Source organism: Xanthocytophaga flava (assembly GCF_030068545.1).
Taxonomy (GTDB): Bacteria; Bacteroidota; Bacteroidia; order Cytophagales; family 172606-1; genus Xanthocytophaga; species Xanthocytophaga flava.
Window position 1 is genome coordinate 297384 of the sequence record NZ_JASJOR010000003.1, and the last position, 24407, is coordinate 321790.

Here is a 24407-nt window from a genome sequence, read left to right on the forward strand (position 1 = left end):
TATAATGCCCATACAACATTAAAAAGCCTTAATATCTTTGATCAGAAGCTGGAGAGTCTGATTGCCACGATAATTGTTCTCAACAATCTGGTAACAGATACGGAAGGGTTTGCCTTCGGTAACTTTGTCCAGATGTAATTGAGACATGCCAAATCCAATGGCATCAATATAGGAAGTGCCTTCCTGAAATACACTCATTTTCAAGTGAACGTCTTTTAGTATGCGTACATTATCGGCATACACCGGTTCGGACATAAATACCGGACGCATATTTTCAGGGCCAAATGGCTCCATTTGTTTGATGATATTATAAAACTTAAAGTTAATATCCCGTAGATGCAGTTTTAAATCGATTTCAATCTGTGGTATTAATTGCTCGGCTGTAATACGCTGAGCAACAATTGTTTCAAAACGTTCCCGAAACGCTTCTACATTTTCACGTTTCAGCGTTAAACCGGCTGCATAGGTATGTCCCCCAAACTGCTCCAGCAAATCAGCACATTCGGCAATGGCTTCATATACATCAAAACCAGGTACTGATCGGGCTGAACCTGAGACAATCTCGTGGGATTCAGTCAGAATGATGGTCGGACGATAATATTTCTCAACGCAACGTGAGGCCACAATACCAATTACCCCTTTATGCCAGTCACTTTTAAACAATACTGTACTTTTGGATAGCCGCAGTGTCTCATCTTCCTCAATCATTGCCAGCGCTTCCTTGGTAGTATGTATATCAAAGCCTTGTCTGTCTTTGTTATTGACATTAATTTCTTTGGCATATTGCTCTGCCTCTGCTTCTGAGTGGGCAAGCAGTAGATTTACAGCTGCATGAGCATGGGCAATACGTCCGGCTGCATTGATACGCGGGCCTATACCAAAGACAATGTTGGTAATATCCAATTCTTTCTCGAATCCTGCTAGTTGTGTCAGTGCTTTCAGTCCCGGACGCGGATTATAATTAAGTTGTTTAAGTCCGAAGTGGGCCATGACACGGTTTTCGCCTGTTATTGAAACCAGATCGGCCGCAATACTGACAACTACCAGATCCAGAAACGGATAAAGTCGTTCTTCAAGCGATAGGTCATTTCGTTGGCAAAAAGCTTGTAAAAACTTAAACCCAATACCACAACCCGATAATTCTTTGTAAGGATAAGGGCAATCCGGACGTTTGGGATTCAGGATAGCCACTGCTGTTGGAAGTATATCATCTGGGCGGTGGTGATCACAGATAATGAAGTCGATCCCTAACTTTTGGGCATAACTGACCAACTCTCCTGATTTGATTCCACAATCCAGACAGATAATGAGTGAAACCCCGGTTTTATGTGCATAATCAATGCCTTGCCGGGAAACACCATAGCCTTCGTTATAACGATCCGGAATATAAAAAGACAGATTAGAATGAAATTGCTGAAGGAACCCGTATACTATTGCTACAGAGGTTGTACCATCTACATCATAATCTCCATACACCATAATAGACTCATTATCACCTATTGCCTGTTCCAGCCGCTTAACTGCTTTGTCCATATCCTGCATGATAAAAGGGTCATGCAAATGGGATAACGAAGGTCGGAAAAACAACTTAGCCTTCTCGAATTCACTAATGCCACGCTGAGTCAATAATTGGGCAGAAGCCCGGCTAACATTAATAGCAGTAGTTAGAGACTGTATAGTTTCTTCAGAAGGGGTTGACTTAATGATCCAGCGGTTCTCCATATCTGCAAAGTAAGCAAAAAAATGTTAATTGGTTTGAGTGAGGAATGGATTTCTTGGATTTAACTATTGCATTTTAATCATTTATCTTAGGATTATGCTTGTGGCATAATAAAGATAGAATAATGAGCGTCAGGATATAAACGCAAAATTTATCTGGGTTATTTGTTTTTCATTCCTCCTCAGAAAACCAAAAAATGACATTCTGTTCTTTTTCTAACAAATTGGCTTATTTCTATTGGAATAGCATTAGATAAATTCCGACAAAATGTCATATTTTTGTGGGCAAAATGTGATTGGCAATATTCTTGAACTGCTGACACTGCATTCAGGTAGTTGTTCTACCAGGATAAATAATGCCTGAATTTTTATAAAGACCTCATAAATTATTTGAATAGGTATGCAAAACGAACCAAATCAAGGTACAAACCAGCATGAATCTGAAACTCCTGTAGATCTGAACGAAGAAACAACAAAGACACAGGAAACGCAAGCCGCAGCACCAGAGGCTCCGTCTGCTGATGCGCAGGTTGCCGAAATGAAAGATAAGTATCTGCGTTTGCTGGCAGACTTTGAAAACTTTAAACGCCGGACTGCCAAAGAAAAAATAGAATTTCAACAAACAGCCGAAGAGGGTGTTATTTTGGCCATTATACCTGTTCTGGATGATTTTGAAAGAGCTTTGAAATCAATGGAGAAAGCACAGGATATTAATTCTGTGAAGGAAGGTGTACAACTTATTTACCATAAACTGTATAAAACGCTTGAACAACGTGGTCTGAAGCCAATGGAAGCAATCGGAAAAGAGTTTAATGGTGAGACCCATGAAGCAATTACTCAGATTCCAGCTCCTACGGATGATCTGAAGGGCAAAGTAGTGGATGAAGTAGAAAAAGGATATTCTCTGAAAGAAAAAATTATCCGCTTTGCTAAAGTAATTGTAGGTAACTAAGAATTATAATCAATGAGGGATTAATGCAGGGAAAGGATATCCGATTCCTGGATTACGTTTCAATACATATCTTAACCCATGACAAAACGAGATTATTACGACATACTGGGCGTAAGCAAAACTTCTTCAGAAGAGGAGATAAAGAAGGCTTATCGTAAGTTGGCTATCAAATATCATCCCGACAAAAATCCGGATGATCCTTCTGCAGAAGATAAGTTTAAAGAAGCTGCTGAAGCGTATGAAGTGCTTAGTGATGCTCAAAAGCGTCAGCGTTATGACCAGTTTGGGCATCAGGGTGTAAATGGTGGAGGTGGCTTCAATGGTGGAGGCTTCTCAGATGTCAATGACATTTTTTCACGTTTTGGAGATATTTTCGGTGACAGTCCGTTTGGTGATTTCTTTGGTGGAGGTGGTCGTGGTGGCAAGCGGGTCCGTAAGGGAGATAGCTTGCGTATCAAGCTTAAGCTAAACCTGGAAGAGGTAGCTAATGGTATTGAGAAAAAAATAAAGGTAAAGCGTTATACCAGTTGTACTACCTGTGGCGGAAATGGAGCCAAAGGGGGTACTGCACTGAAAACCTGTTCTACCTGTCAGGGATCAGGTCAGGTACGTCGTGCGGTGAATACCATGCTGGGACAAATGATTTCAACCAGTACTTGTCCAACCTGTAATGGGGAAGGCTCTATTGTCTCTGATCGTTGTGAGGTGTGTCATGGAGAAGGCCGTCAATTGACTGAAGAAACTATCTCAGTACGTATTCCTGCCGGAGTGGCCGATGGGATGCAGCTAAATATGGCCGGGAAAGGCAACGTTCCTCCAAGAGGTGGTGTAGCAGGTGATTTATTGATTCTGATTGAAGAGGAAGACAATGAATTACTTAAACGGGATGGTGACAATGTGGTATTTGATCTGTATGTAAATTTTGCAGATGCTGCATTGGGAACGAGTGTAGAAGTACCTACCATCGAAGGAAAAGTAAAAATAAAGATAGATGCAGGTACTCAAAGTGGAAAAATCCTTCGTCTGAAAGACAAAGGAATCCGGAGTATCAATGGATATGGTAGAGGAGATCAGTTGATTTATGTAAATGTATGGACTCCTCAGCAGCTATCCCGTGAAGAAAGTGAGATTCTGGAAAAATTCCGTACAGCTCAGAATTTCCAGCCTCGTCCTTCCAAAAATGAAAAAGGATTCTTTGATCGTATGAAAGAATTTTTTCAATAACTTAGCGATCATATAATCCTTTACTTAACTATAAATGCATATGAGCGCAGACAAGTATTTTCATAACACAGATGAATTTGATTTTTATAAAGATTTCTTTGATGAAGAGACTGAAGCGCGAGTGGCGTTTAAGTTAGGGATGTATGAGGTTTTGCATAATCTACCTAAGTACAAAGATCTACTACCCACTAATGTGTATAGTGCATATAAAGCAGGTAGTCTGGCAAAAAAAGATATCGAGAAGCTAAAGGATGAGGTAGATAGCATTCTTAAATTGTATAAATACGAAAATTAAAAGAATAAGACCTTTTATACTAAAACACCTTCCATGATTCTGGAAGGTGTTTTTATTTGTAGCCTAGTGTACTATACTTTTTTGACTTTTCCAGACATAAAAAACGCAAGCCATAGTGGCTTGCGTTAACTATAAAAGAGCCTCTATACTTATCCAATCTATCGGTTGCTTGGCTGACCTCCTTGAGTCTGCTGAGCTTCCTGCATAGGGTTAGCCGGACGACGATTTTGCTGTTTGAACAACTGAAAACGTGTTGGTGCAGCTTTTGATGGAAATGCATTGTTATCAGTATCGATATCGGCAGTTTCCTGGAATGGATCTAGTGTAAACTGTACTACTTTTTTAGAAGTATGAATGACTTTGCTTACTTCTTTATTGTTCATACGCCAGATTTCAGCAGGAATACGAACAATCTCATTGGTGCCATCTTCAAAATCCAGTTTCAGAATCACAGGCATTACCAAACCACCATTGTTTTTCAGTTTTAGGCTATAGAAGTTTTCTCCTGAGGCAAGCAATTTCTTTTCCTCATCACTTAAAGAAGCCTGGTATTGTTCATAACGTGACTTGCTTTGTGGCGTTACTGCATAACGATCATATGAGTTATAGAAATCTTTCAATTCCGGGTTTTCATCAACCAGTGTTTTCTGAATGTCTTTCTCGTTACGAATCTGACTGATTGTCTTTTGTTCGTTTGCCTGAGCTTTGCTGATTGGGTTTTCCTTCTCTGGATTCTGTGTATCAGCATTGAATGCTTTTACATCTTCCAGTGCAATATCTACTGGTTCTGTGCCATAGAACCAACCTCTCCAGAACCAATCCAGATCCACACCTGATGCATCTTCCATCGTACGGAAGAAATCGGCAGGCTGAGGACTCTTGAATGCCCAGCGTGTAGCATATTGTTTGAATGCATAGTCAAACAGATCACGTCCCAGGATTGTTTCACGGAGAATATTCAGCGCAGTAGAAGGTTTTGCATAGGCGTTGTTACCTAGCTGACTTACTTGTTCAGAGTTAGTCATGATAGGCTCTAATTTAGATTGTTCCATACTCATATAAGGAACAATTTTATATGCTTCCCCACGGCGGCTTGGATATTCACGTTGCCATTCCTGTTCGGACAGATACTGACAGAATGTATTCAACCCTTCATCCATCCATGTCCACTGACGTTCGTCAGAGTTGATAATCATGGGGAAGAAGTTGTGACCTACTTCGTGAATAATCACAGAGATCAGACCATATTTGGTTTGTTCTGAGTAGGTACCATCTGCTTCCGGACGACCCCCATTGAAACAAATCATTGGATATTCCATACCCCCTACAGGACCATGTACTGAAATCGCTACAGGATAAGGATACGAAACAGTACGTTTGCTATACGTACGAATAGTGTGGGCTACTGCCTGAGTTGAATACTTACCCCAAAGAGGATTGCCTTCTTTTGGATAGTAAGACATACACATAACAGGCTTGCCATCTTGTGTAATCTGCATAGCATCCCAGATAAACTTACGTGAAGTGGCAAAGGCGAAGTCACGTACATTCTGTGCAGCAAATTTCCATGTCTTCTTTGTTGTAGACTTGTCTTTTTCGTTTGCTTCAGCTTCTTCCTGCGTTACGATGACTACAGGTGTTTTAGCTGTTTTAGCTTTTTGCAGACGGGAAATCTGAGTAGCTGTTAATACCTCATTTGGGTTTTGTAGAACTCCTGTTGCACCCAGAATGTGGTCTGCCGGAACTGTAATCGATGCTTTGTAATTTCCGAAAGGAAGAGTAAACTCTCCATTGCCCAGGAATTGTTTGTGTTGCCAGCCATACACATCGTCATAGACGGCCATGCGTGGGAAAAACTGCGCTATCTCATACAGATAGTTGTTATCCTTAGCGAAATATTCATACCCCATACGACCATTGCCAGGAGCCCCAGCTAGTTTATTATGGTCATGTATGTTATAGCTCCATGCAATAGAAAAGCTAAAAGAACCTTTTGATTTCAATGCATGAGGCAGGTCAATCCGCATCATGGTTCCATTAACGGTATATTTTAGGGCATTGCCAGCTTTGTCTTTTACATATTTGATCTTATAGCCACCATCAAACTGTTCCAGTGTCATGAAACCGAGCTGGTACATAGACACCTTTTCTTCCATTGCAGAAGTTTTGGTCAGATTGGCTGTTGAGTTTTTGTCAAAAATGTTTTGTTCCAGTTGTAGCCACAGATAGCCTAGTTCATCCGGAGAATTGTTGAAATAGGTAATCGTTTCGGTACCGGTGATCTGTTGTTTTTCATCGTTTAGCTCAATCTGCATGTCATAGTCGGCACGTTGTTGCCAGTAGTCATGACCAGGAGCACCAGATGCTGTACGATACGTGTTGGGAGTAGGGAGTAAGGTGCCTAACTGCTCAAATTTGGAGCGATTCTCCTCAAAACGCTGAGCCATGCCAGCTGTACTTGCCAGCAAAGCCGCTGCCAGAATTACTTTCTTCATGTTTGTTGGTTATGAGATATGGGAGGTCTTTAGTTTTTCAAAGATACTATTTTTGATTACTGGTTGATGTAGGTACAAACTATTATTTTACTTTTTTTCCTGTATTGCGAATAATTATACTGCCAAGTGCTTTACAATTAGTAGAATATGCCTTTAGCGAGGAATAGAATTTTTATCCTTTACGTTGTATACAGGAATTAAAAGATCCATGTTTTTTGAATGAGAATGAGGGCCATACCTGCTACTGCACCTGACAATACAAGGTTCCAGTCACGTCTATTTGTATTTAAGATTCGTTCAAATAGTGATGCAATAATAACAAATATGGCAACAATAATTAACTGACCCAGTTCCAGACCAATGTTAAAGGCAAGAAGAGGTTGCCAGATACTTTCTTCTTTGCCTAGCAGACTACGCAGGTAGTTGGAGAAACCCAGACCATGAATTAGGCCAAACCCTATTGCCAGAAAGTAACGGGAATATTGTGGTTTGGTTGGATTTGAGAGAGAATAGCCCTTAGGAACTTTATAAAACAGGTTGAAGATTGCTGTAAGGAGAATAGTTATTGGGATTAAGAACTCAACTACATCCGTTCTGTATGTGAAAAGCTGAAGGGTTGCAACAGCTAATGTAATGGAATGACCAATGGTAAATGCAGTGACTAATACCAGAATACGTTTCCATTCCGTTATCTGATAGATAGCACAAAGTGCTACAATAAACAAAATGTGATCATATCCGTTCAGATCTGTGATGTGGTCAAAGCCCATAATCAAATAAGCCTGAAAACTATTCATACGATGTAAGTGGAATGTAGGTTGGTTAGAAAATGGCTTAAAATGTATAACCCGTAGTGCCCATGTGTTTGTTACAACTATATGCTATTTGCTGTTGAACTGGAATAATACTTGCTAAAGAGAGCTAGTATACAGAGTATTTAGGCCTAGTGCTGCATAAATAGGAACTGAATTTCTGTAAATGGGTTAGAATTTCGTGAAAACTAAGAAGAAAAATGATGTTTTTTATTACATGGACAGAAAAAAGTACTGAATTTTTAGGCACAAGAGGGTAGGGTCGTTGTATATTGCAACGCCAGAAGAAAAGTGAGTTTTTTTGTTCTGCCTCATAGTCAAAGTTTTACATATACGTGAAGACATACCTTTGTTGTTTGTGGGTAACTGTGTGTATTTGCATATCTTCTACAGCATATGCAGATCGTGTCACCTCTGCTTTAAAAAAGCTGAGAAAAAACCATACAGCAGAAGCCCGGCTGTCTCTTAATAAGGTTTTACGAAAGCAACCAAAAAATGCAGGAGCGAAATACGTCTATGCACTGTATTTTTTGTACCATTATTCGCCTGTCCAGGCACAAGCTACCGCCTCTCTTACTACAACTTTCACAAACACGGAAATATATCTTGATTCAGCCTATGCTTATGTCCTGGAAGCATTGGTTGATTATCCGCAAACGGAACGTTCGTCTTTAAAATCATGGAAGAAGGCAGGTATAGATCTAACGGCTATAGAGGCCAAGAAACGTGAGATAGATAGTCTTGCCTATGTTATTGCGGAAGGCAAAAACAGTATACCAGGTTTTCAGTCATTCATCGACCGTTTTCCGGAAGCTTTACAAAAAGCACAGGCGATAGAAAAACGGAACGAATTGGCGTATGCGGAAGCATCCAGAATTAATACCTATAAAAGCTATAAGAAATTTTTAGATACCTACCCCGATGCCCGTCAGGCACATGAGGCGGTAAAGCTATATGACTTGCTGCTTTTTGAATTCCTGACACAGGATGATGATATTGTGTCGTATGAAAAATTCCTGGAAGTAGAGCCCAACAGTCCCTACAGAGGAGAAGCCGAAAGACGCTTATTTGAACTTTCTACCTTATCTCATACCCGACAGACCTATTACGACTTTATTCAGCGGTATCCGAAGAGTCCGTATGTTGAACAGGCCTGGTATTGGATTTTTTCTTTGTATAAAAAGGAAGATAACCCGATTGAAAGCTTCCTGACTACATACCCTGACTTCTTTGATAAAGCATATATTGAAAAACGTATTGCCACACAACCGCTGGCGTATTTTCCTGTTTATAATGAGGAAAATGAAAAGTTTGGATTTATTGATGCCAATGGAAAACTCCAGATAGAAGCAAAGTATGACTCTGTAGATACAGAGTATTTTTGTGATGGCGTGAAGGATAACACCATGCTGGTGTATCGGCAGAACCGATTGGGATCGGTTGACAAAACAGGCAAAGAGATCACCGGATTTGGCTATGAGAGCATTGAACCATTGGAAGGTGAATTATTGCTGGTAAAGCAGGAAGGGAAAGTGGGGGTATGGCATGAATCCGGATTTGCTGTATTACCTGTTCAGTATGAAGAGGTAGATGTATTGAATGAGACATTTCTGCTGGTAAAACAGGATGGCAAGTATGGGCTGACCAACTTCTTTGGTGGAAAGGTGGCAGATACAGAGTTCGAAGAAATTAAGAATCTGGAAGATGGGTTGATTGCTTTCAAACAAAACAGGCGATATGCTATTATCCGCAACCAAAGACTTTTGTTTAAGAAGTTTCCAACACTGGAATTTTTATATGATTCAGTTGACTGGATCAGACAGGATGCACTGAAAGTAAAGATTGGAGACTATGAGAGTATTATCAATTCCGAACTACAAACTATTGTAACTCCTGTTGCGGCTCAGCTAAAACCTCTGCCTAATGCCTGGATAGCTCAATATGAGAAATATCAGCAACTCCTGAATAACAGAGGCAAGCTATTAGCTGATAGTTTGGATGAAGTAAGGGGAAATAACTCATTCTATGCTACCCGCAGAGGAGACTTCTGGGCAATCTGGAAAACTAATATTTCTCCTCGTCTGAAGTTTGACTATGATACCGTAATGTTATTGGGGCAAGATGGATTTGCTGTTAAGAAAGGAACTGTCTTCTATGGTTTTTTTGCTCCGGATGCATTCCTTAAACTTGGCAATTTCGTTAAAATTAGTCTACTGCAATTAGAAGGACAACAGTCTCGTCGCTGGATTTTGGTGGAAGATAAAGCAGGTGCACAGGGATTATTGTCAGCAAAAGGACAAGCTATTTTACCCGTTAAATACGACAAGATTGTACTATGGACACCTGACCTGATTGCCGTAGAAGCAGGTGGGAAATGGGGATTGATGGATGGCAACGGAAAACAGATTCTTCCCTTGTTGTATAGTGCACTGAATTATGAAAATGGTTTTGTCAGTACACTGAAAAACGGAAAGTTCGGATTGCTGCATCTGGAAAGAGGAATCGATATTCCGCCACAGTATGAACGACTGATTAAACCGTATACAGATAACTCGCTTTTATTTGTAGCTGCCAAAAATGGAAAGTATGGATTTGTTACTGCTGACAATGAACCTGCCTCTGACTTTATTTTTGATGAGATAAATTACTGGCAATATGGGGTGGCACTTGTAAAAAAAGGTGATCAATGGCAGTTTTATCAGATTGCAGAGAAGAAGTATACATTAAAGCCTGTTGATGCGTTTGAATACATTCAGCAGGATGATAAAGAAATAATCATGCGTTTGTATGCCAACAAGCAGTATGGTATCGTTAGCAATACACGTGGTATTGTTGTAGATCTGGAGTATGATGATCTGCGTAATGTAGGTACGAAAGAAATCCCTTTTTATCTGGGAGAAAAATATATTGATACAGCGGATGTGTATCTGATCTTTTATATAGACCGGGATGGAAAGAAGGTGCATAAACAGCTTTTTGATCAGCAACGATATGATCGAATTGTCTGCGATTAAGGCTATTTATTTAAAAAATGTAGGAACCTGAGGAAACTCAGGTTTTTATTTTTTAGAAAAAGCATTCCCAGATTGACAATTTTTTACTAAAGTCTTCGTCTGCATGTATAGATATAAGCTTTACAGAGGGTAAGGCATTTTTAGTTGAATATACTTTTATCTTATTATGGAGAATTTAGTTCCTGTTTCGTATACATCAAATCCTGCATTGCTTACCATTTTACCTGTAGAGAAGTGGAAAGGTACTCCATTGGATGCTAAAGGGCGGTTTATAAATCATGAATTTCCTTTCTGGCCTTATTTGAAGGATGTATTGAAATGGCAAACAGAACACAATCCCTATAAAGAAATAAAAAAACAAGAGCGTTGGCACCTTCCCGTCAGAAAGGATAATTCGTTTCTGACCTCATCTGATGATGTGATTGTATGGCTGGGACACGCTACTTTTTTTATTCGTATCAATGGAGTTACTTTACTGACAGACCCAGTTTTTGGGAATGCAGGACCTGTAAAACGTAAAGCAGCACTACCTGTTGCGGCTTTGGATATCAAAGGGTTGGATTATGTATTGATTTCTCATAATCACCGTGACCATTGTGATAAACCTAGTTTAAAAATAGTAGCGTCACAAAATCCTCAGACTACTTATTTGACCGGATTACGAATGAAGGGCTTATTACAGGATTTTACCAAAAGCACACAGATTCAGGAAGCAGGTTGGTATCAGCAATACATTACAGATAACTCAAAAATTAAAATTTACTATTTGCCATCCAGACACTGGGCCAGGCGTGGATTGACGGATACCAACACTCAGCTTTGGGGAGCCTATATAATTGAAGCAGGAGGGAAGACAATTTACTTTAGTGGTGACACCGGATATGGAAACCATTTAAAACAGGTAGGTGAGTTATTTCCTCAAATAGATTATTGTATCATAGGCGTAGGGGCTTTTGCTCCGAGGTGGTTTATGGGCTCTAATCATATAGCTCCGGATGATGCAGTGAAAGGATTTCATGAAATGAGCGCCAAAAATATGATTCCTATGCATTATGGTACATTTGATCTGTCTGACGAGCCGTTAAGTGAACCACAGCGTATGCTTATTGATCTTAAAGAAAAGGGTCAGATTAATGGAGAATTAAAGCTGCTGGATATTGGAGAAGTCTTGTCAATTGGGTAGGCAGGCAAATATCAGGAGTTAGGTAATGGGAGTGAGAAAGTAAATGTCGTACCTTGATTAAGTTCACTGACAACCCAGATTTGCCCTCCGTGTTTTTCAACATATCCCTTACAAAGCTCCAGGCCTATGCCTGAACCCTTCTCTCCGTGAGTACCATATGTAGTGAAATTGGCGTGTTTCTGAAAAAGCTTTTCCAGATTTTGCGGACTTATACCTACTCCGTGATCCTTTACAGAGAAAAAGACCATATCATCCTGTTGAGTAGCTCGTAAAATAACCTCTCCTCCTGATTTAGAAAACTTAACAGCATTTGACAACAGATTTCGGAGTACTACCTTAAGCATAGATTCATCTGTAAAAGCGACTAAATCAGGTGCAATCTGATTCGTTATAACAATATTTTTGGCTAATATCTGATATTGATTGTGTTCTAAAATAGATTTTACTATATGCAGTACGGTACAAAATCCGGGTTCAAATGAGACTTTCTGAAACTGACTTTGTGCCCAGAGTAAAAGATCTTCCAACAAATCGTTTGCGTTAACTGAACAGCGCTTAGACAAGGATAATAATTCCTGTAAATCGGGTTCCAGAGATTCTTGAGAAGAAAGTGAAAATTCCAGCAGTGTATTGATTTTTCCAATTAATCCTCGTAAGTCATGGGCAATAACGGAGAAAAGTTTATCTTTTTGTATGTTTGAGGCTACTAATTCTTCAAGTAATAGACTTATTTTCTGTTCTCTTTCCTTAAGTTGGGAAATATCCTGAATAAAAGACCAGACATATTTTTCTCCTTTTCGGTTTTTAATAATTATTCCTGCCATTAACACCGCAATCCGCTCTCCGGATTTGGTAATATATTCTTTCTCATAAGGTCCATACTGACCTGTCTCTCCAGCAAGAGCAATTTGAACTTTGTCCTGGTCATCGTATTCTGGAGGTGTGAGCTGTTTGAATGTCATACCTTTAAGTTCTTCTCTGGAATAACCGATACTTTCTGCAAAAGCATTATTAAATTCCAGATACCTTCCTGTTTTAGGGTCTGTAAGAGCCATTCCTACAGGAGAAAGATTAAACATGGTCCGAAATTTTTCTTCATTCTCCTTTATCTGTTCTTCGGCTTGCTTGCGAGAGGTTATATCTTCTGTAAAGAGTAAGATGCCACCTATTTGTCCTTCTAAAGTATACCAGGGGCGGGCTTCCCAACGCATCCAAACAGCTGTGCCATCTTCGCGTACAATGTATTCTTCTTCTCTGGATTCTATATTTCCTGCCAGGCAGCTGTCATGACTATCGCGATGCATTTCCGCCATAAATGGGAGTAACCGATAATGATTTTGGCTCAGATAAGTTTCTGGGTTCAGTCCATAATAAGTTAACCAGCGTTCACTGGCTGCCAGATAATCTAGTTGTGTATCCAACATAGCCAATGAAGAAGGGGATTGGCTAATGAATAATTGTAATTGGGTTTTGCTTTGTTGTAACAGTCTTTCTGCTTCTTTTCTGTCGGTAATATCACGGGCTATAGCGTATATCTTCTCATTTTTAGCTACAGATGTCCATTCTAACCACAAATAGTGACCTTCCTTTGTTCGGTATCTATTGGTAAAATGCAGAGTTGGTATACCAAGGTTCAACGTTTTCAGTTCTGCCTGTGTAGATTCCAGATCCTCCGGATGGATGAGTTGCAGAAATGGAATAGCCAGAACCTCCTCTTTGGAAAACCCCAGCATTTTGGTAAATGCCGGACTGACCTGAGTAAAATATCCTTCAAAGTTTGCTATGTTGAGAGCATCAACGGAAATTTCAAAATAGGTTTGTAACTCTTCCTGTACTTTTTTCTGCTCCTGAATATTTTGAGTGGCACCTCGCAGCCCCGTTATTTTCCCTGTATTATCAAATACAGGTTTCCCAAGAGTTCTTACCCAAATAATGTTTCCCTTGCCTGTAGTAATCTGGAATTCCTCATCCCAGGGTTTGCCAACTTCAATAGCTTCTTTTACCTTTTGCTTTATTAGATCCGTATGGGGTGGAAAGAAACGATTCGTCATCTGTTCCGCTGTAGGAACAAAATCATAAGGCATTTGCCAGATGTCATACAATTCCCTTGACCAACGAAGAGATTGAGTTGAAAGATCATATTCCCAGCCACCTGCCTTGGACATTTTAGAAACTTCCTGTAATAGGAATTCACTTTCAGCCAGTTCCAGTTGTAATAACTTTTTGTCTGTGATGTCAATAATAGAACCACACATCTGAATAGGTTTGTTCTCATTGTTGAACAAAGCTTTACCAGATGTTTCAAACCAATAATATTTACCATTTTTATGCTTTAGACGAACTTCCAGCTTATACGGAAATGCGGCTTCCAGATGTATTTTGACGGCTCTCTCAACTTGCCCCTTATCCTCAGGATGGACAAGTACATTCATAAATGTATCGTAAGAAGGAATAATATCGCTTTCCTGGTAACCCAATAATTGATAAAATTTGGGTGACCACCAGTTTTTCCCACTCTCTATATGCCACTCCCATATACCAGCATCAATACCTCCAATAATTAATTCTAATCTTTGATTATTCTTTTTGACCTCATCCTGTATTTTCATCAGGGAGGATATATCGAAATATATACCTGTAAAAAGGGTAGGGTTACCCTGATTATCCCACTTGGCTATCTGACCTTTACTTAGGACATAGATAATAGATCCATCTTTATGTAGAAAGCGTAGGGTGGCTTCATACGGAATTTTGCCATCACTATGAAGATGATTGTTCAATGATTCCTGAGCAACTTCCAGATCTTCCTGAAAAACCAGTTGTCTCCAATAATTGGACAGTTCATCTGAATCTGTGATTTCGTAACCTAACTTTTTATAAAAGTAAGGATCTACAAAAACATGGTTTGTCAGTATATGCCATTCCCAATAATCTGGAATAGTATTTACAAGGATTGGGAATAAGTTATGGGTGTCTGAATTCATCATTCGTGGATAGAGCTTACCCGACAGAGTTGTAAAGATGCAGATGTTGTATGGATACAGGAAAAAAGGTGCTCATATAGGACTATTCAAATAAACGAAAAAAAAATGAAAAAGCAATACATTGACTTTCAAATATAAAAAGAAGAAATCAGGGTGGTTGGCTCAGATGAGAATAGGACTTTATCCTGAATAAAGTGTAGAAGTGATGTAGATAATTAACAGTAGAAAATATCCACAGAAAAATGTATAGGACGCTTTCTACTGTTAAAATATCAACACAGCAAAATTAAGAAACTTACTTTTTATCGTTTTCTATAACTGGAATGTTAAAAACCGATGTCTATGACGAGTGGCTGTACAATGACATCTCCTGAATTCGGACGATATACTGTGCGAAATCCAAGTTCCAGTTGAGGCAGCAAACGCATGAAATTAAAATTTGCGGAGATATCTATTCCTATAGAAGTCAGGTCAAGGCTGGCATCTCCCGTAGTTAAACGACCATAATCGGCAAAGAGATTGCCTTTAATCCGCTGTATATACAACCATCTGCCTACTGCCCAGTCTGGATAGAAGATAGGGAAACGATAATCAGCATATACCCCAGCATAATAGGTTGAGTTGGTATACGATTGCCCTCTTACAAAAGTGATAGGCGCTGCAAACCGATAGTTCTGACGTGTAGCACTCACATCTTCGTATTTAAAATTACCTCTGAGTAAGAATCCATGATGCTTAGCTAATCCCGGAAAGAATAAACCACCCTGGATTGTATATTGAGAACCTGTAAAATCACTGCCTGGCAATGTGTGACGGTATTGTGTAGTAAGTGTTTGACCCCATTTGGGAAATACATCCCGCAAGGCTTGTTTGCGCAATCTGTTATATTGTAGCGTATAGCGCATATCGGATAAAGAGCCATTGCTTTGTTCGCTATAAGATCGGGCTGTAAAATCATAATCTGATACTTTGGTATAACCACTATAAACCGATAACACCAAGCTTTCTCTAAATTTTGAGCGAGTGAATGTGAGCGGTAAACGAACACCTCCGGATATGCTGGTTTCTCTCCATCTATCTGTACGAGTACTATCCAAAGGTAATTTACGATCTACATACCCGGTGCCACTACGACCCCCACTGGATACACTTAAATCCAGTACAGGATATAACTCCTGATAACTGATATTTCCTATATAACTGGCTGTTTGCTGATTGGCATCATATCCAATGCCGGTCTGAATGGCTGTGGTACTTAAAATATCCTGAGACGAAATACCCACAAAAAAGTCACTTCCAGTACTGTTTACCACAGGTCCCCAGCTATAAGGGTTAATCAGATTGGCTAGTTTACTGTATGGCTTTATAGTATAAGAATCATGGCTGGTCATTTTCAACAGGTTTTTTTCTCCTTCCTGTAGAAGTAACGGACGATAGAAGGAAACGGTACGGTTTGGAAGTTCTTCTAGTGGTTTCCAGGAAGAAGGATCGTTCGGCATGGTAGCAATACGAAATCCATCGGGTGTAAAGTCATTGAACGCAATTTCTTTGCCATCAGGAGAGATTGTTGCATTGTATGCTCCAAACTTTCGGGAAGTGACCTGATACTTTTTCCCTGTAGGGGCATGAAGTGCATAAATATTGTCAATACCCGTAAAAGGTGAATTATAATAAATATACTCACCATGTTTGACAGGATGCGACACGTTTTCATCTCCAAATGGAAATGATTGTTTTGTTCTGTTCTTTAGATCAAATAATACAATACTTTTCCCATTTTCCTGAAGAATGACAGACATAATATAATTACCATCCGATGAAAATCGTGGTAGTTGAAAAAGAGGGTGCCCGGATGCATTAAGTCCCTCATTCAACCATTGAGATAAATCCGTTTGAACTATCTGGCCAGTTTGTGTATCCAGCAACTGTAGAGAAGACTGGTTTTGAGCAGTGTATTCTACTGCAAGTATGGTTTTCCCATCAGGTGAGAGCGAAGGTGCAAACAATTTGGTTCTGCGCGTAATTCTACGAATTTTTTGTGAAGACAGATCATAGAGTTTTATTACAGCATAGTCTCTCATATTCCATCGGGGATCAAACCCATGTTCTGTCCATACAATCTTGTCATCAGCTACAGATAACATCCCATTGGATGGATTGGATGCATGGCTGGTAAATTCTACAATACCAGGTACGAATAATTTTTCTTCCACTGCTTTTCCATTTTCCACTTTTTTCAGAGAAACATATGTTTCTATATCTCCAATTCCTGATTTACGGCAAACAATGGTGTTATTATCCAGATATTGAGGAAACTCGTAATTCGTCATTACTTTATTGCGGGCAGTAGGCAGGAGAGTGGCTTGTGTCTCATTGAGCTGGTTTAGTTGATTACGCCATAAACCTGCCAGTTCTTTAGCGGCTTCATGATACAGTTTCTCAACCTTCATTCCTGTTTCTTTACGGATAGCTCCTGAGAATGAAAAGGGTTCAAGAGGGAATTTATAATGGCGGGTCAGTATCTTTCCCCAGGCATCACCTTCGTAATGGCGTCTTAAATAAGAGGATAGAAAGTATCCAGAGACATAGTGATTGGGTATATAGTCTTTATATGAACGACAGGTTGCTTTTGAATACGAAAATTCGCTGCCTGTAAGTAACCGGGTCCGAAATTCGAGGTCAAAACGCGGAATACGACCCCTGCCTCCAGAAGTCAAAGCAGTTTCTGTACTCACCGCATCACCTTCCCAAAACCAGTTAGGAACAGTAAGACTAATCACTCCCAGTGCATTGCTTCCAAATATCCAGTAAGCTCCTTTGGTAAACCCGGTAAGCATCTTATCATACTGCACTACATGGCGGAACTCATGTACCGATAGTAGTCCCAACCAGTTATTGGTTCCAGCTAGGGTCGGGTCCTGAGGAGGTGTAGTGAAAAACTCGGAATGACGAGGAAACATGGTCACAAAACCGTTGGAGATAGTGGTCTGGTTTTGCAACACAACGGATAGCTTTCGTGGCTGCTTTCCTAATGTATGTGATACAGAGACATAGTTGGTCTGTAGTAGATTGGCTGTATACTGGGCTGTACTATCCAGTCCTCTGGGATAGATAATCCGAAAATGAGGTGTTTGTAACTGATTCCATCGTATACTGGTTGGATTCTGTTCAAGGATAGAAAAAGTTTGTGCATGTAAACTGAGCAACAGCCAGAAAAATAAAACAGACAGACAGATAGGTTTCATTAGAAATGAAGGATAAATCTTGGATGCAAAGGCAATGAATAGAATAAACTAATACATTGTTAGAATAGATGTACGAAAATGAGGCTTGGGAAACGTATGTGAATAAACTATACTTAATATTCTTCTTTATCAATTTTAGCACTTTGCTTAAAAGAAGTGATCTTACCAGTTTGTGTTTGGGCAAGACCTTTGATATCAATATCCTTTCCCTCCATAGTTGTCACCATAATGCCTACCTTGGATGAGTTGGATTGACTGTAAAATTCTGAGTAGACAGTATATTCCGTCCCTTTATTCGAAAATGAAAGCCAGTTAAGATCCTTTGCATCAGCTTCTTTACCACCTGTTCTCTGATAATAGCGAAAGGTAAATTTTTTCCAGCTGGATTCATCCAGTTGTTCCGGATATTGTAATTCGGTTTTTGCAGTTGTTCCAAATCTATAGACCAGGTATTTATCTGATTTCTCTTTGCAGAGTGACGCGGTCTTTTTGTTAGTCATCTGGAAGGAATATACATTGGTTTCATTTGCTGTACACAAACAATTGCAGGGTTGCTGAGCAACAACAGTTAGACATAAGCATGTGCAAACGAAGAAGAAAATACAAAATCTCATAGAACGGTATAGTAAAACTTTGTGAGTGAGTTTTTTGAAGTTCATGTTTCCGGCTCGTTAGTAGCAAAGCTATCTGTTTTTGGGAAAAAGAAAAACCTCTGACTACCGGCAGAGGTTTTGTAAGGATAAAGAGTGTAATCTGATGTTTAAGCTGTCTTTTTTATGGCAGGTTTTTTAGGCATATACTTTTAGTATTTTCCCTGTTATTGCACCTTCTGTACTACGTATATAGGCGTTTACAACTTTATTCATCGGTACAGGATCAATTCCAGGAAAACTTGCTCCATATCGTTCTACAGAGTCTTCCACTAGTCCGGGACTTACCACATTGATACGTATTCCTCGTGTTAGTTCCAGTGATGCAGCCAACACAAAGCTATTGATACCTCCATTGAGCATAGCCACGCAAGACGAATTACGTACGGGTTCTTCAGATAAGATTCCGGATGTTAAGGTAATTGATCCATTGTCATTCAGATAATGTTGTCCAATCAATACAACATTGATTTGTCCCATCAGTTTGTTTCGGATGCCACTATACACATTTTCTTCTGTCATTGTGTCCAGTTTGCCATAGTATCCTGTTCCGGCTGTACAGATACAGGCATCCAGTGAACCTATTTGTTTGAAACCTGCTTCAATCGATTGTGCAGAGGTAATATCCATCTGAATGTCCCCACTGGTGCGACCTGCGGTAATAATTTCGTGTTTTGATGATAATGCCTGAGCTACTTTCTTGCCAATAGTGCCATTTGCACCAATAATCAGAATTTTCATATTGTTTTACGTTTAAGGTTTCTGCAAAACTATAGTGCAATGAATAAACTCTGATAACGCAAAAAGCTCAAAGAATTGCCTGATTGGTTCGATTCTGAGCTGGGGTAAAGCCATAGTGCTTTTTAAAAATCCGGATAAAGTGAGACACACTTTCAAATCCGCAGGCAAAAGCTGTTTCTGAAACATTCTGGCTAGTATTGTCTAATAATACACGCGCATGGGCCAGACGTTGCTGATTAATCCATTTCTTCGGAGAGGAATGATAATGTGCCTGAAAGTCGCGCTTAAATGATGCCAGGCTTCTGCCTGATAGACTAGCTAACTCTTCAAGCGTGACCGGATGGAACAGGTATTGCTGCATAACATACTCCAATTCCAACGGTACCTTGTCGGTAATAGATCTTATAAAAGATAATACAGAATCTTTATGTGCTCCAAGACTCAGCAGCATAAAAAGCTCCTGAACTTTCATTTGCAGTAATTGATCAATATGTGGATAAGTACGTTTGAAATATGCCATATATTGCATCTTGAAACTATTAAGCAAATCATCGGATGGTAGTAGCAGATATTCTTTGTCCGTTTTGGGAAGGGTGGCAGAGAGTGGATTTTCATATAAGAATTCATTCAAAAGCTTATCAGTAAAATAAACTACCAGTGCTTCGTAGTTGATACCTTGTGGCACATAATCTGACATCGCATATATCCCTCTTTTTAATAACAAAATAGTTCCTGTTTCAACTACAAGTGTTTCATCTGGAAAATGCAGGAGCTTTTGTCCTTGCAGAACAAATAATAAAGAATGCTCCTTTATAAAGTAGGTGCGTTTGTGCTGAGCTTTCTGAACAATATGTTTGGCAAAATAGGTATCACCAGCCATAAGGAAGGTAGAATTTTCATTTGTTTCCTGTGGACTTCTTGTCAACATTGCATAAAGGGAATAAAACAAAATAATAACTCAAAGATACTGAGAGGTACAAAGCTTCTCAAATGAGATGAAGTATCTTTGCTAATATTTACTATACATTATATGAAGCATGAAGCGCTTTTGAGGCATATCCGCCGATATGTAGAGTTAAACGAAGAAGAGCAGGATTTGATTGGTGTATATAGTAGCATACAGGAGTTCCGAAAGAAAGACTTTCTATTACATCTGGACCAGACATGTTCAGCTCATTTTTTTGTAGCAAAAGGTTGTTTAAGAGCTTTTCTAATCAATGAAAAAGGTCAGGAACAAATAACTCAGTTTGCTATTGAAAACTGGTGGATTACCAACTATGATAGCCTGGACAACCAAATACCTTCTTCCTTAGCTATTCAGGCAGTTGAAAATACAGAGGTGATTCGCATACATAAGAATGATTATGAGATGTTATTGCATAAGATTCCTAAGCTTGAACGCTATTTTCGTCTTGTATTGCAGAAAGCTTATGGAGCATCTCAGCGACGGATACAATACATTTACACACTCTCAGGAGAAGAACGATATCATCATTTCAATGAATCGTTTCCTGAATTCGTTCAGCGAATACCACAATACATGCTGGCCTCTTACCTAGGATTTACGCCTGAATTTTTAAGTAAAATACGTGCAAAGAAAATCTAGGTATCTCCATTTCTTGAACTAGATTAATTTTTTTCAGCTCGGACTAAGGCACTTTTGTGATGTATTGAATTACTCACCAACTAAACATCACATAGTATGAACACCCGAATCAAAATCAATACTGTAGAGCCTGAGGCTTACAACGTTATGTTTGCTTTTGAAAAATACCTATCTACTACAGAGATACCAAAGTTACATAGAGAACTTATCAAAATCCGGGCTTCACAAATCAATGGCTGTGCCTATTGTATAGATCTGCACACCAGAGATGCTCGTAATGCTGGGGAAACAGAACAACGAATTTATGCTTTATCTGCCTGGCGTGAAACACCCTTCTTTAGTGAAGAAGAACGTGCTATACTGGCATTGACGGAAGAAGTTACCTTGATTCAGGGATGTGTATCCGATCAAACCTATGCAGAAGCAGCACGCTTATTTGATGAGCAGTATCTGGCTCAACTAATAATGGCTATTATTGCAATTAATGCGTGGAACCGAATTGGTATTGCCACAGAATTAACACCTTCTATCAGGGAATAATAGATTTGATGAGATTTCCAGTTTATATTCATAATCCCTTGTAAATCTGTTGTATTTACAAGGGATTATAATGCTGAATCCTACCTCTCAAAGTAAATCTTTCAATTTCAGGTGTCCTTTAAAAAATAGATATGCAGATTGATTATCTGTAACTTTTCTGTGTGATGGCTGATCCGATTGTATAACAAAATGGGTAAAAAAGATCTTTGAGAAAAGCAAAAAAATCGGGCTTTTTATCTTCAGTTTTAATAATAAACACCGGTCTTTTTACGACCACTTTTTCACTGAAAAGACTTACATTTGCGGCCTCAAATCAAAATAGTCGGAGTTACATGAGTTTAACACACATTGCCAAAATTGCTCAGGAACTGTCCATTACAGCTAAGCAGGTAGAAGCCACAATTACCTTGCTTGATGACGGTGGTACAGTACCTTTTATTTCCCGCTATCGGAAAGAAGTAACCGGATCTCTGGATGAAGTTGCAATTGCTGCTATTCGTAATCGTATCGAGCAACTTCGTGAACTGGATAAGCGTCGTGAAACGATTCTAAAATCTATTAGTGACCAGGGTAAACTAACACCAGAACTGGAAACGGCCATTCATGCAGCAGAAACAATGGCTGTCCTGGAAGATATCTATTTACCTTACAAGCCGAAAAAACGTACTCGTGCAACTATTGCAAAGGAAAAAGGATTAGAACCTCTGGCAGATATTATCTTTGAACAACAAACGACTGTTAATCCTCTGGCCGAAGCAGAGAAATTTGTGGATGCAGAAAAACAAGTTGCTTCTGTAGATGAAGCACTGGCTGGAGCACGCGATATCATTGCTGAACGTGTAAATGAAAATGCAGAAGCACGGGCTGCTGTGCGTGATCTTTTCTGGAAGAAAGGAACGTATAGCAGTAAGGTGATTCCTGGCAAAGAAGAAGAAGCTCAAAAATATAAAGACTACTTTGAATGGAGTGAATCGGTTTCCTCTGCTCCATCCCATCGGGTGCTGGCCATGAGAAGAGGGGAGAAAGAAGGATTTCTTTTATTAGATACGGCTCCTGAAGAGGAAGAAGCAATCGAATTACTGGAAAGACAGTTTATTCAGAATCGTAGTGGTAGCGCAGATCAGGTAAAACTAGCGGTAAAAGATTCGTATCGTCGCTTGTTAAAACCATCCATGGAAACAGAAATTCGCCTGATGTCCAAGAAGAAAGCTGACGAAGAAGCTATTCGGGTATTTGCTGATAACCTGCGTAACCTGTTGATGGCGGCACCTATGGGTGAACGAAACATTCTGGCTATTGACCCGGGTTTCCGTACAGGTTGTAAAGTGGTTTGCTTAAACCGGCAGGGTAAGCTATTGCATAATGATGTGATTTATCCTGAGTTTCCAAATAAAAAACAGGATGCTATTCATACAGTTATGGCATTGTGTGCTCGCTATGAAGTTGAAGCTATTGCTATTGGTAACGGAACTGCTGGTCGTGAAACGGAAAGTTTTGTACGTAGTATTGGTTTACCAAACACAATACAGATTGTAGTAGTAAATGAAAGCGGTGCTTCTATTTATTCTGCATCTGATGTTGCTCGCGAAGAATTTCCGGATTATGATGTAACCGTTCGGGGTGCGGTTTCTATCGGGCGTCGTCTGATGGACCCACTGGCGGAGCTGGTTAAGATTGATCCAAAATCGATAGGTGTTGGACAATATCAGCATGATGTGGATCAGTCTGCATTGAAACAGAGTCTGGATGATGTGGTAATGAGTTCAGTAAATGCTGTAGGAGTAGAAGTCAACACTGCTAGTAAGCAGTTATTAACCTATGTATCAGGTTTAGGGCCACAACTTGCTCAGAATATTATTGATTATCGGAATACCAATGGTCCATTTAAAACCCGTGAAGAATTAAAGAAAGTACCACGTCTGGGTTCAAAAGCATTCGAACAGGCAGCTGGTTTCCTACGGATTCGCAATGCGGAAAATCCACTGGATTCTAGTGCTGTACACCCCGAAAGATATGATCTGGTAAACAAGATGGCTACAGACTTGAATAGTTCTGTAAAAGATCTGATGAAGACAGATAGCTTGCGAAAACAATTGGTTTTAGCCAAATACCAGAGTGAAGAAGTAGGATTACCTACGTTACAGGATATCGTTTCCGAATTGGCTAAACCAGGTCGTGACCCTCGTGAGCAATTTGAGACTTTCCAGTTTGCCGATGGTGTTAATTCCATGGAAGATTTACGTGTTGGAATGAAACTGCCAGGTATAGTTACCAATGTAGCGGCCTTTGGTGCCTTTGTTGATATTGGTGTTCACCAGGATGGATTAGTGCATATCAGTGAGTTGTCAGACAAATATGTTTCTAATCCAAATGAGGTTGTCAAAGTACAGCAGAAAGTTGAAGTAACTGTAATGGAAGTGGATATTGCACGTAAGCGAATTGCTCTTTCTTTAAAGACTGGTAAACCAATTGATAAAGCAGGTGCTGGAAAGACGAAAGAACGTTCGCAGAAAAATGCAGAACCAGAAAACGATCTGCAAACAAAATTGGCTCAGTTGAGAAGCAAATTTAAGTAACGGCTGATAAAGCGAGCAATTTGCTTAAAATGAGAAAGTTGCTTTAAAAATAGATAAAGAAAGGCTGGCCGTAATGTCAGCCTTTTTGTTATCTTAATGTAATGTATTGGTTAATTTTTGCTAAAAACAAGTCATTTCTTTGTAAAAAACATAAGTTTATTTTGAGGGTCGTTACTTGTATTTTTTCTGGGTGAGTAAAATGTAAATAACTATAAATCAGTGTAAAACCTTTTTGGTGGCTTTAAAAAACAGTACTATATCATTGAATTGATATTTATTTTTATAGATGGTGTTTGAAAAAAAGGAAGAATAGAGAAATTGAAGTTTACAAATAATGCATTTTTTTCAAAAACAGAAAAGAAGGTATATGT

At 39.4% G+C, this 24407-nt stretch carries 16 protein-coding genes; 8 read left to right on the top strand and 8 right to left on the bottom strand.

The window, feature by feature from the left end; translation table 11 throughout:
* Positions 1 to 18 precede the first annotated feature (18 nt).
* Positions 19 to 1722, bottom strand: coding sequence for a single-stranded-DNA-specific exonuclease RecJ (gene recJ / locus QNI15_RS06575; protein WP_314031089.1), 1704 nt, complete (start codon positions 1720 to 1722; stop codon positions 19 to 21).
* Between the two features lie 397 nt (positions 1723 to 2119).
* Between recJ and QNI15_RS06580 the strand changes: the two genes are divergently transcribed.
* The 3 genes from QNI15_RS06580 (at position 2120) to QNI15_RS06590 (ending at position 4190) form a co-directional block, all read left to right on the top strand.
* Complete coding sequence (locus tag QNI15_RS06580; protein WP_314004768.1) at positions 2120 to 2671, top strand: nucleotide exchange factor GrpE; 552 nt, start codon at positions 2120 to 2122, stop codon at positions 2669 to 2671.
* Positions 2672 to 2749: 78 nt separating this feature from the next.
* Complete coding sequence (dnaJ, locus tag QNI15_RS06585; RefSeq protein ID WP_314004766.1) at positions 2750 to 3895, top strand: molecular chaperone DnaJ; 1146 nt, start codon at positions 2750 to 2752, stop codon at positions 3893 to 3895.
* 40 nt (positions 3896 to 3935) lie between these two features.
* Positions 3936 to 4190, top strand: coding sequence for a hypothetical protein (locus tag QNI15_RS06590; protein ID WP_313985964.1), 255 nt, complete (start codon positions 3936 to 3938; stop codon positions 4188 to 4190).
* A gap of 158 nt (positions 4191 to 4348) precedes the next feature.
* Here the strand turns inward: QNI15_RS06590 and QNI15_RS06595 are convergent, their stop codons facing one another.
* Positions 4349 to 6685: a M1 family metallopeptidase gene (locus tag QNI15_RS06595; protein WP_313985966.1), complete on the bottom strand. Its 2337-nt coding sequence runs from the start codon at positions 6683 to 6685 to the stop codon at positions 4349 to 4351.
* Positions 6686 to 6882: 197 nt separating this feature from the next.
* Positions 6883 to 7482 carry a HupE/UreJ family protein gene (locus tag QNI15_RS06600; RefSeq protein WP_314031090.1) on the bottom strand — a complete coding sequence of 200 codons (600 nt, stop codon included), beginning with the start codon at positions 7480 to 7482 and terminating at the stop codon, positions 6883 to 6885.
* A gap of 383 nt (positions 7483 to 7865) precedes the next feature.
* Between QNI15_RS06600 and QNI15_RS06605 the strand changes: the two genes are divergently transcribed.
* The gene (locus QNI15_RS06605; RefSeq protein WP_314031091.1) at positions 7866 to 10511 is read left to right on the top strand and encodes a WG repeat-containing protein; all 2646 of its coding nucleotides are present in this window, start codon (positions 7866 to 7868) and stop codon (positions 10509 to 10511) included.
* Positions 10512 to 10677: 166 nt separating this feature from the next.
* Positions 10678 to 11694, top strand: coding sequence for an MBL fold metallo-hydrolase (locus QNI15_RS06610; protein ID WP_314004760.1), 1017 nt, complete (start codon positions 10678 to 10680; stop codon positions 11692 to 11694).
* 11 nt (positions 11695 to 11705) lie between these two features.
* On the opposite strand, the gene QNI15_RS06615 is transcribed toward QNI15_RS06610, so the two are convergent.
* The 5 genes from QNI15_RS06615 to QNI15_RS06635 form a co-directional block, all read right to left on the bottom strand.
* Positions 11706 to 14681, bottom strand: a complete 2976-nt coding sequence (locus QNI15_RS06615; RefSeq protein ID WP_314004758.1) for a PAS domain-containing sensor histidine kinase — start codon at positions 14679 to 14681, stop codon at positions 11706 to 11708.
* Positions 14682 to 15004: 323 nt separating this feature from the next.
* Entirely contained in the window at positions 15005 to 17923 is a 2919-nt protein-coding gene (locus QNI15_RS06620) for a hypothetical protein (RefSeq protein WP_314031092.1), read from the bottom strand.
* A 113-nt stretch (positions 17924 to 18036) separates the two neighbouring features.
* Positions 18037 to 18462 (bottom strand): hypothetical protein, encoded by a 426-nt coding sequence (locus tag QNI15_RS06625; RefSeq protein WP_314031093.1) that lies wholly within the window; start codon positions 18460 to 18462, stop codon positions 18037 to 18039.
* Between the two features lie 249 nt (positions 18463 to 18711).
* A complete protein-coding gene (locus tag QNI15_RS06630; RefSeq protein WP_314004751.1) occupies positions 18712 to 19314 on the bottom strand; it encodes a short chain dehydrogenase in 603 nt (200 codons plus the stop codon).
* A gap of 67 nt (positions 19315 to 19381) precedes the next feature.
* Complete coding sequence (locus QNI15_RS06635) at positions 19382 to 20242, bottom strand: AraC family transcriptional regulator (protein ID WP_314004749.1); 861 nt, start codon at positions 20240 to 20242, stop codon at positions 19382 to 19384.
* A 102-nt stretch (positions 20243 to 20344) separates the two neighbouring features.
* On the opposite strand from QNI15_RS06635, the gene QNI15_RS06640 reads away from it, so the two are divergent.
* From QNI15_RS06640 to QNI15_RS06650, 3 genes are all read left to right on the top strand, one after another.
* Positions 20345 to 20920 carry a Crp/Fnr family transcriptional regulator gene (locus QNI15_RS06640; protein WP_314004747.1) on the top strand — a complete coding sequence of 192 codons (576 nt, stop codon included), beginning with the start codon at positions 20345 to 20347 and terminating at the stop codon, positions 20918 to 20920.
* Between the two features lie 96 nt (positions 20921 to 21016).
* Positions 21017 to 21460, top strand: coding sequence for a carboxymuconolactone decarboxylase family protein (locus QNI15_RS06645; protein ID WP_314031094.1), 444 nt, complete (start codon positions 21017 to 21019; stop codon positions 21458 to 21460).
* Positions 21461 to 21792: 332 nt separating this feature from the next.
* On the top strand, positions 21793 to 24036 hold the full coding sequence (locus tag QNI15_RS06650; RefSeq protein ID WP_314031095.1) for a Tex family protein: 2244 nt from the start codon (positions 21793 to 21795) through the stop codon (positions 24034 to 24036).
* Positions 24037 to 24407 lie beyond the last annotated feature (371 nt).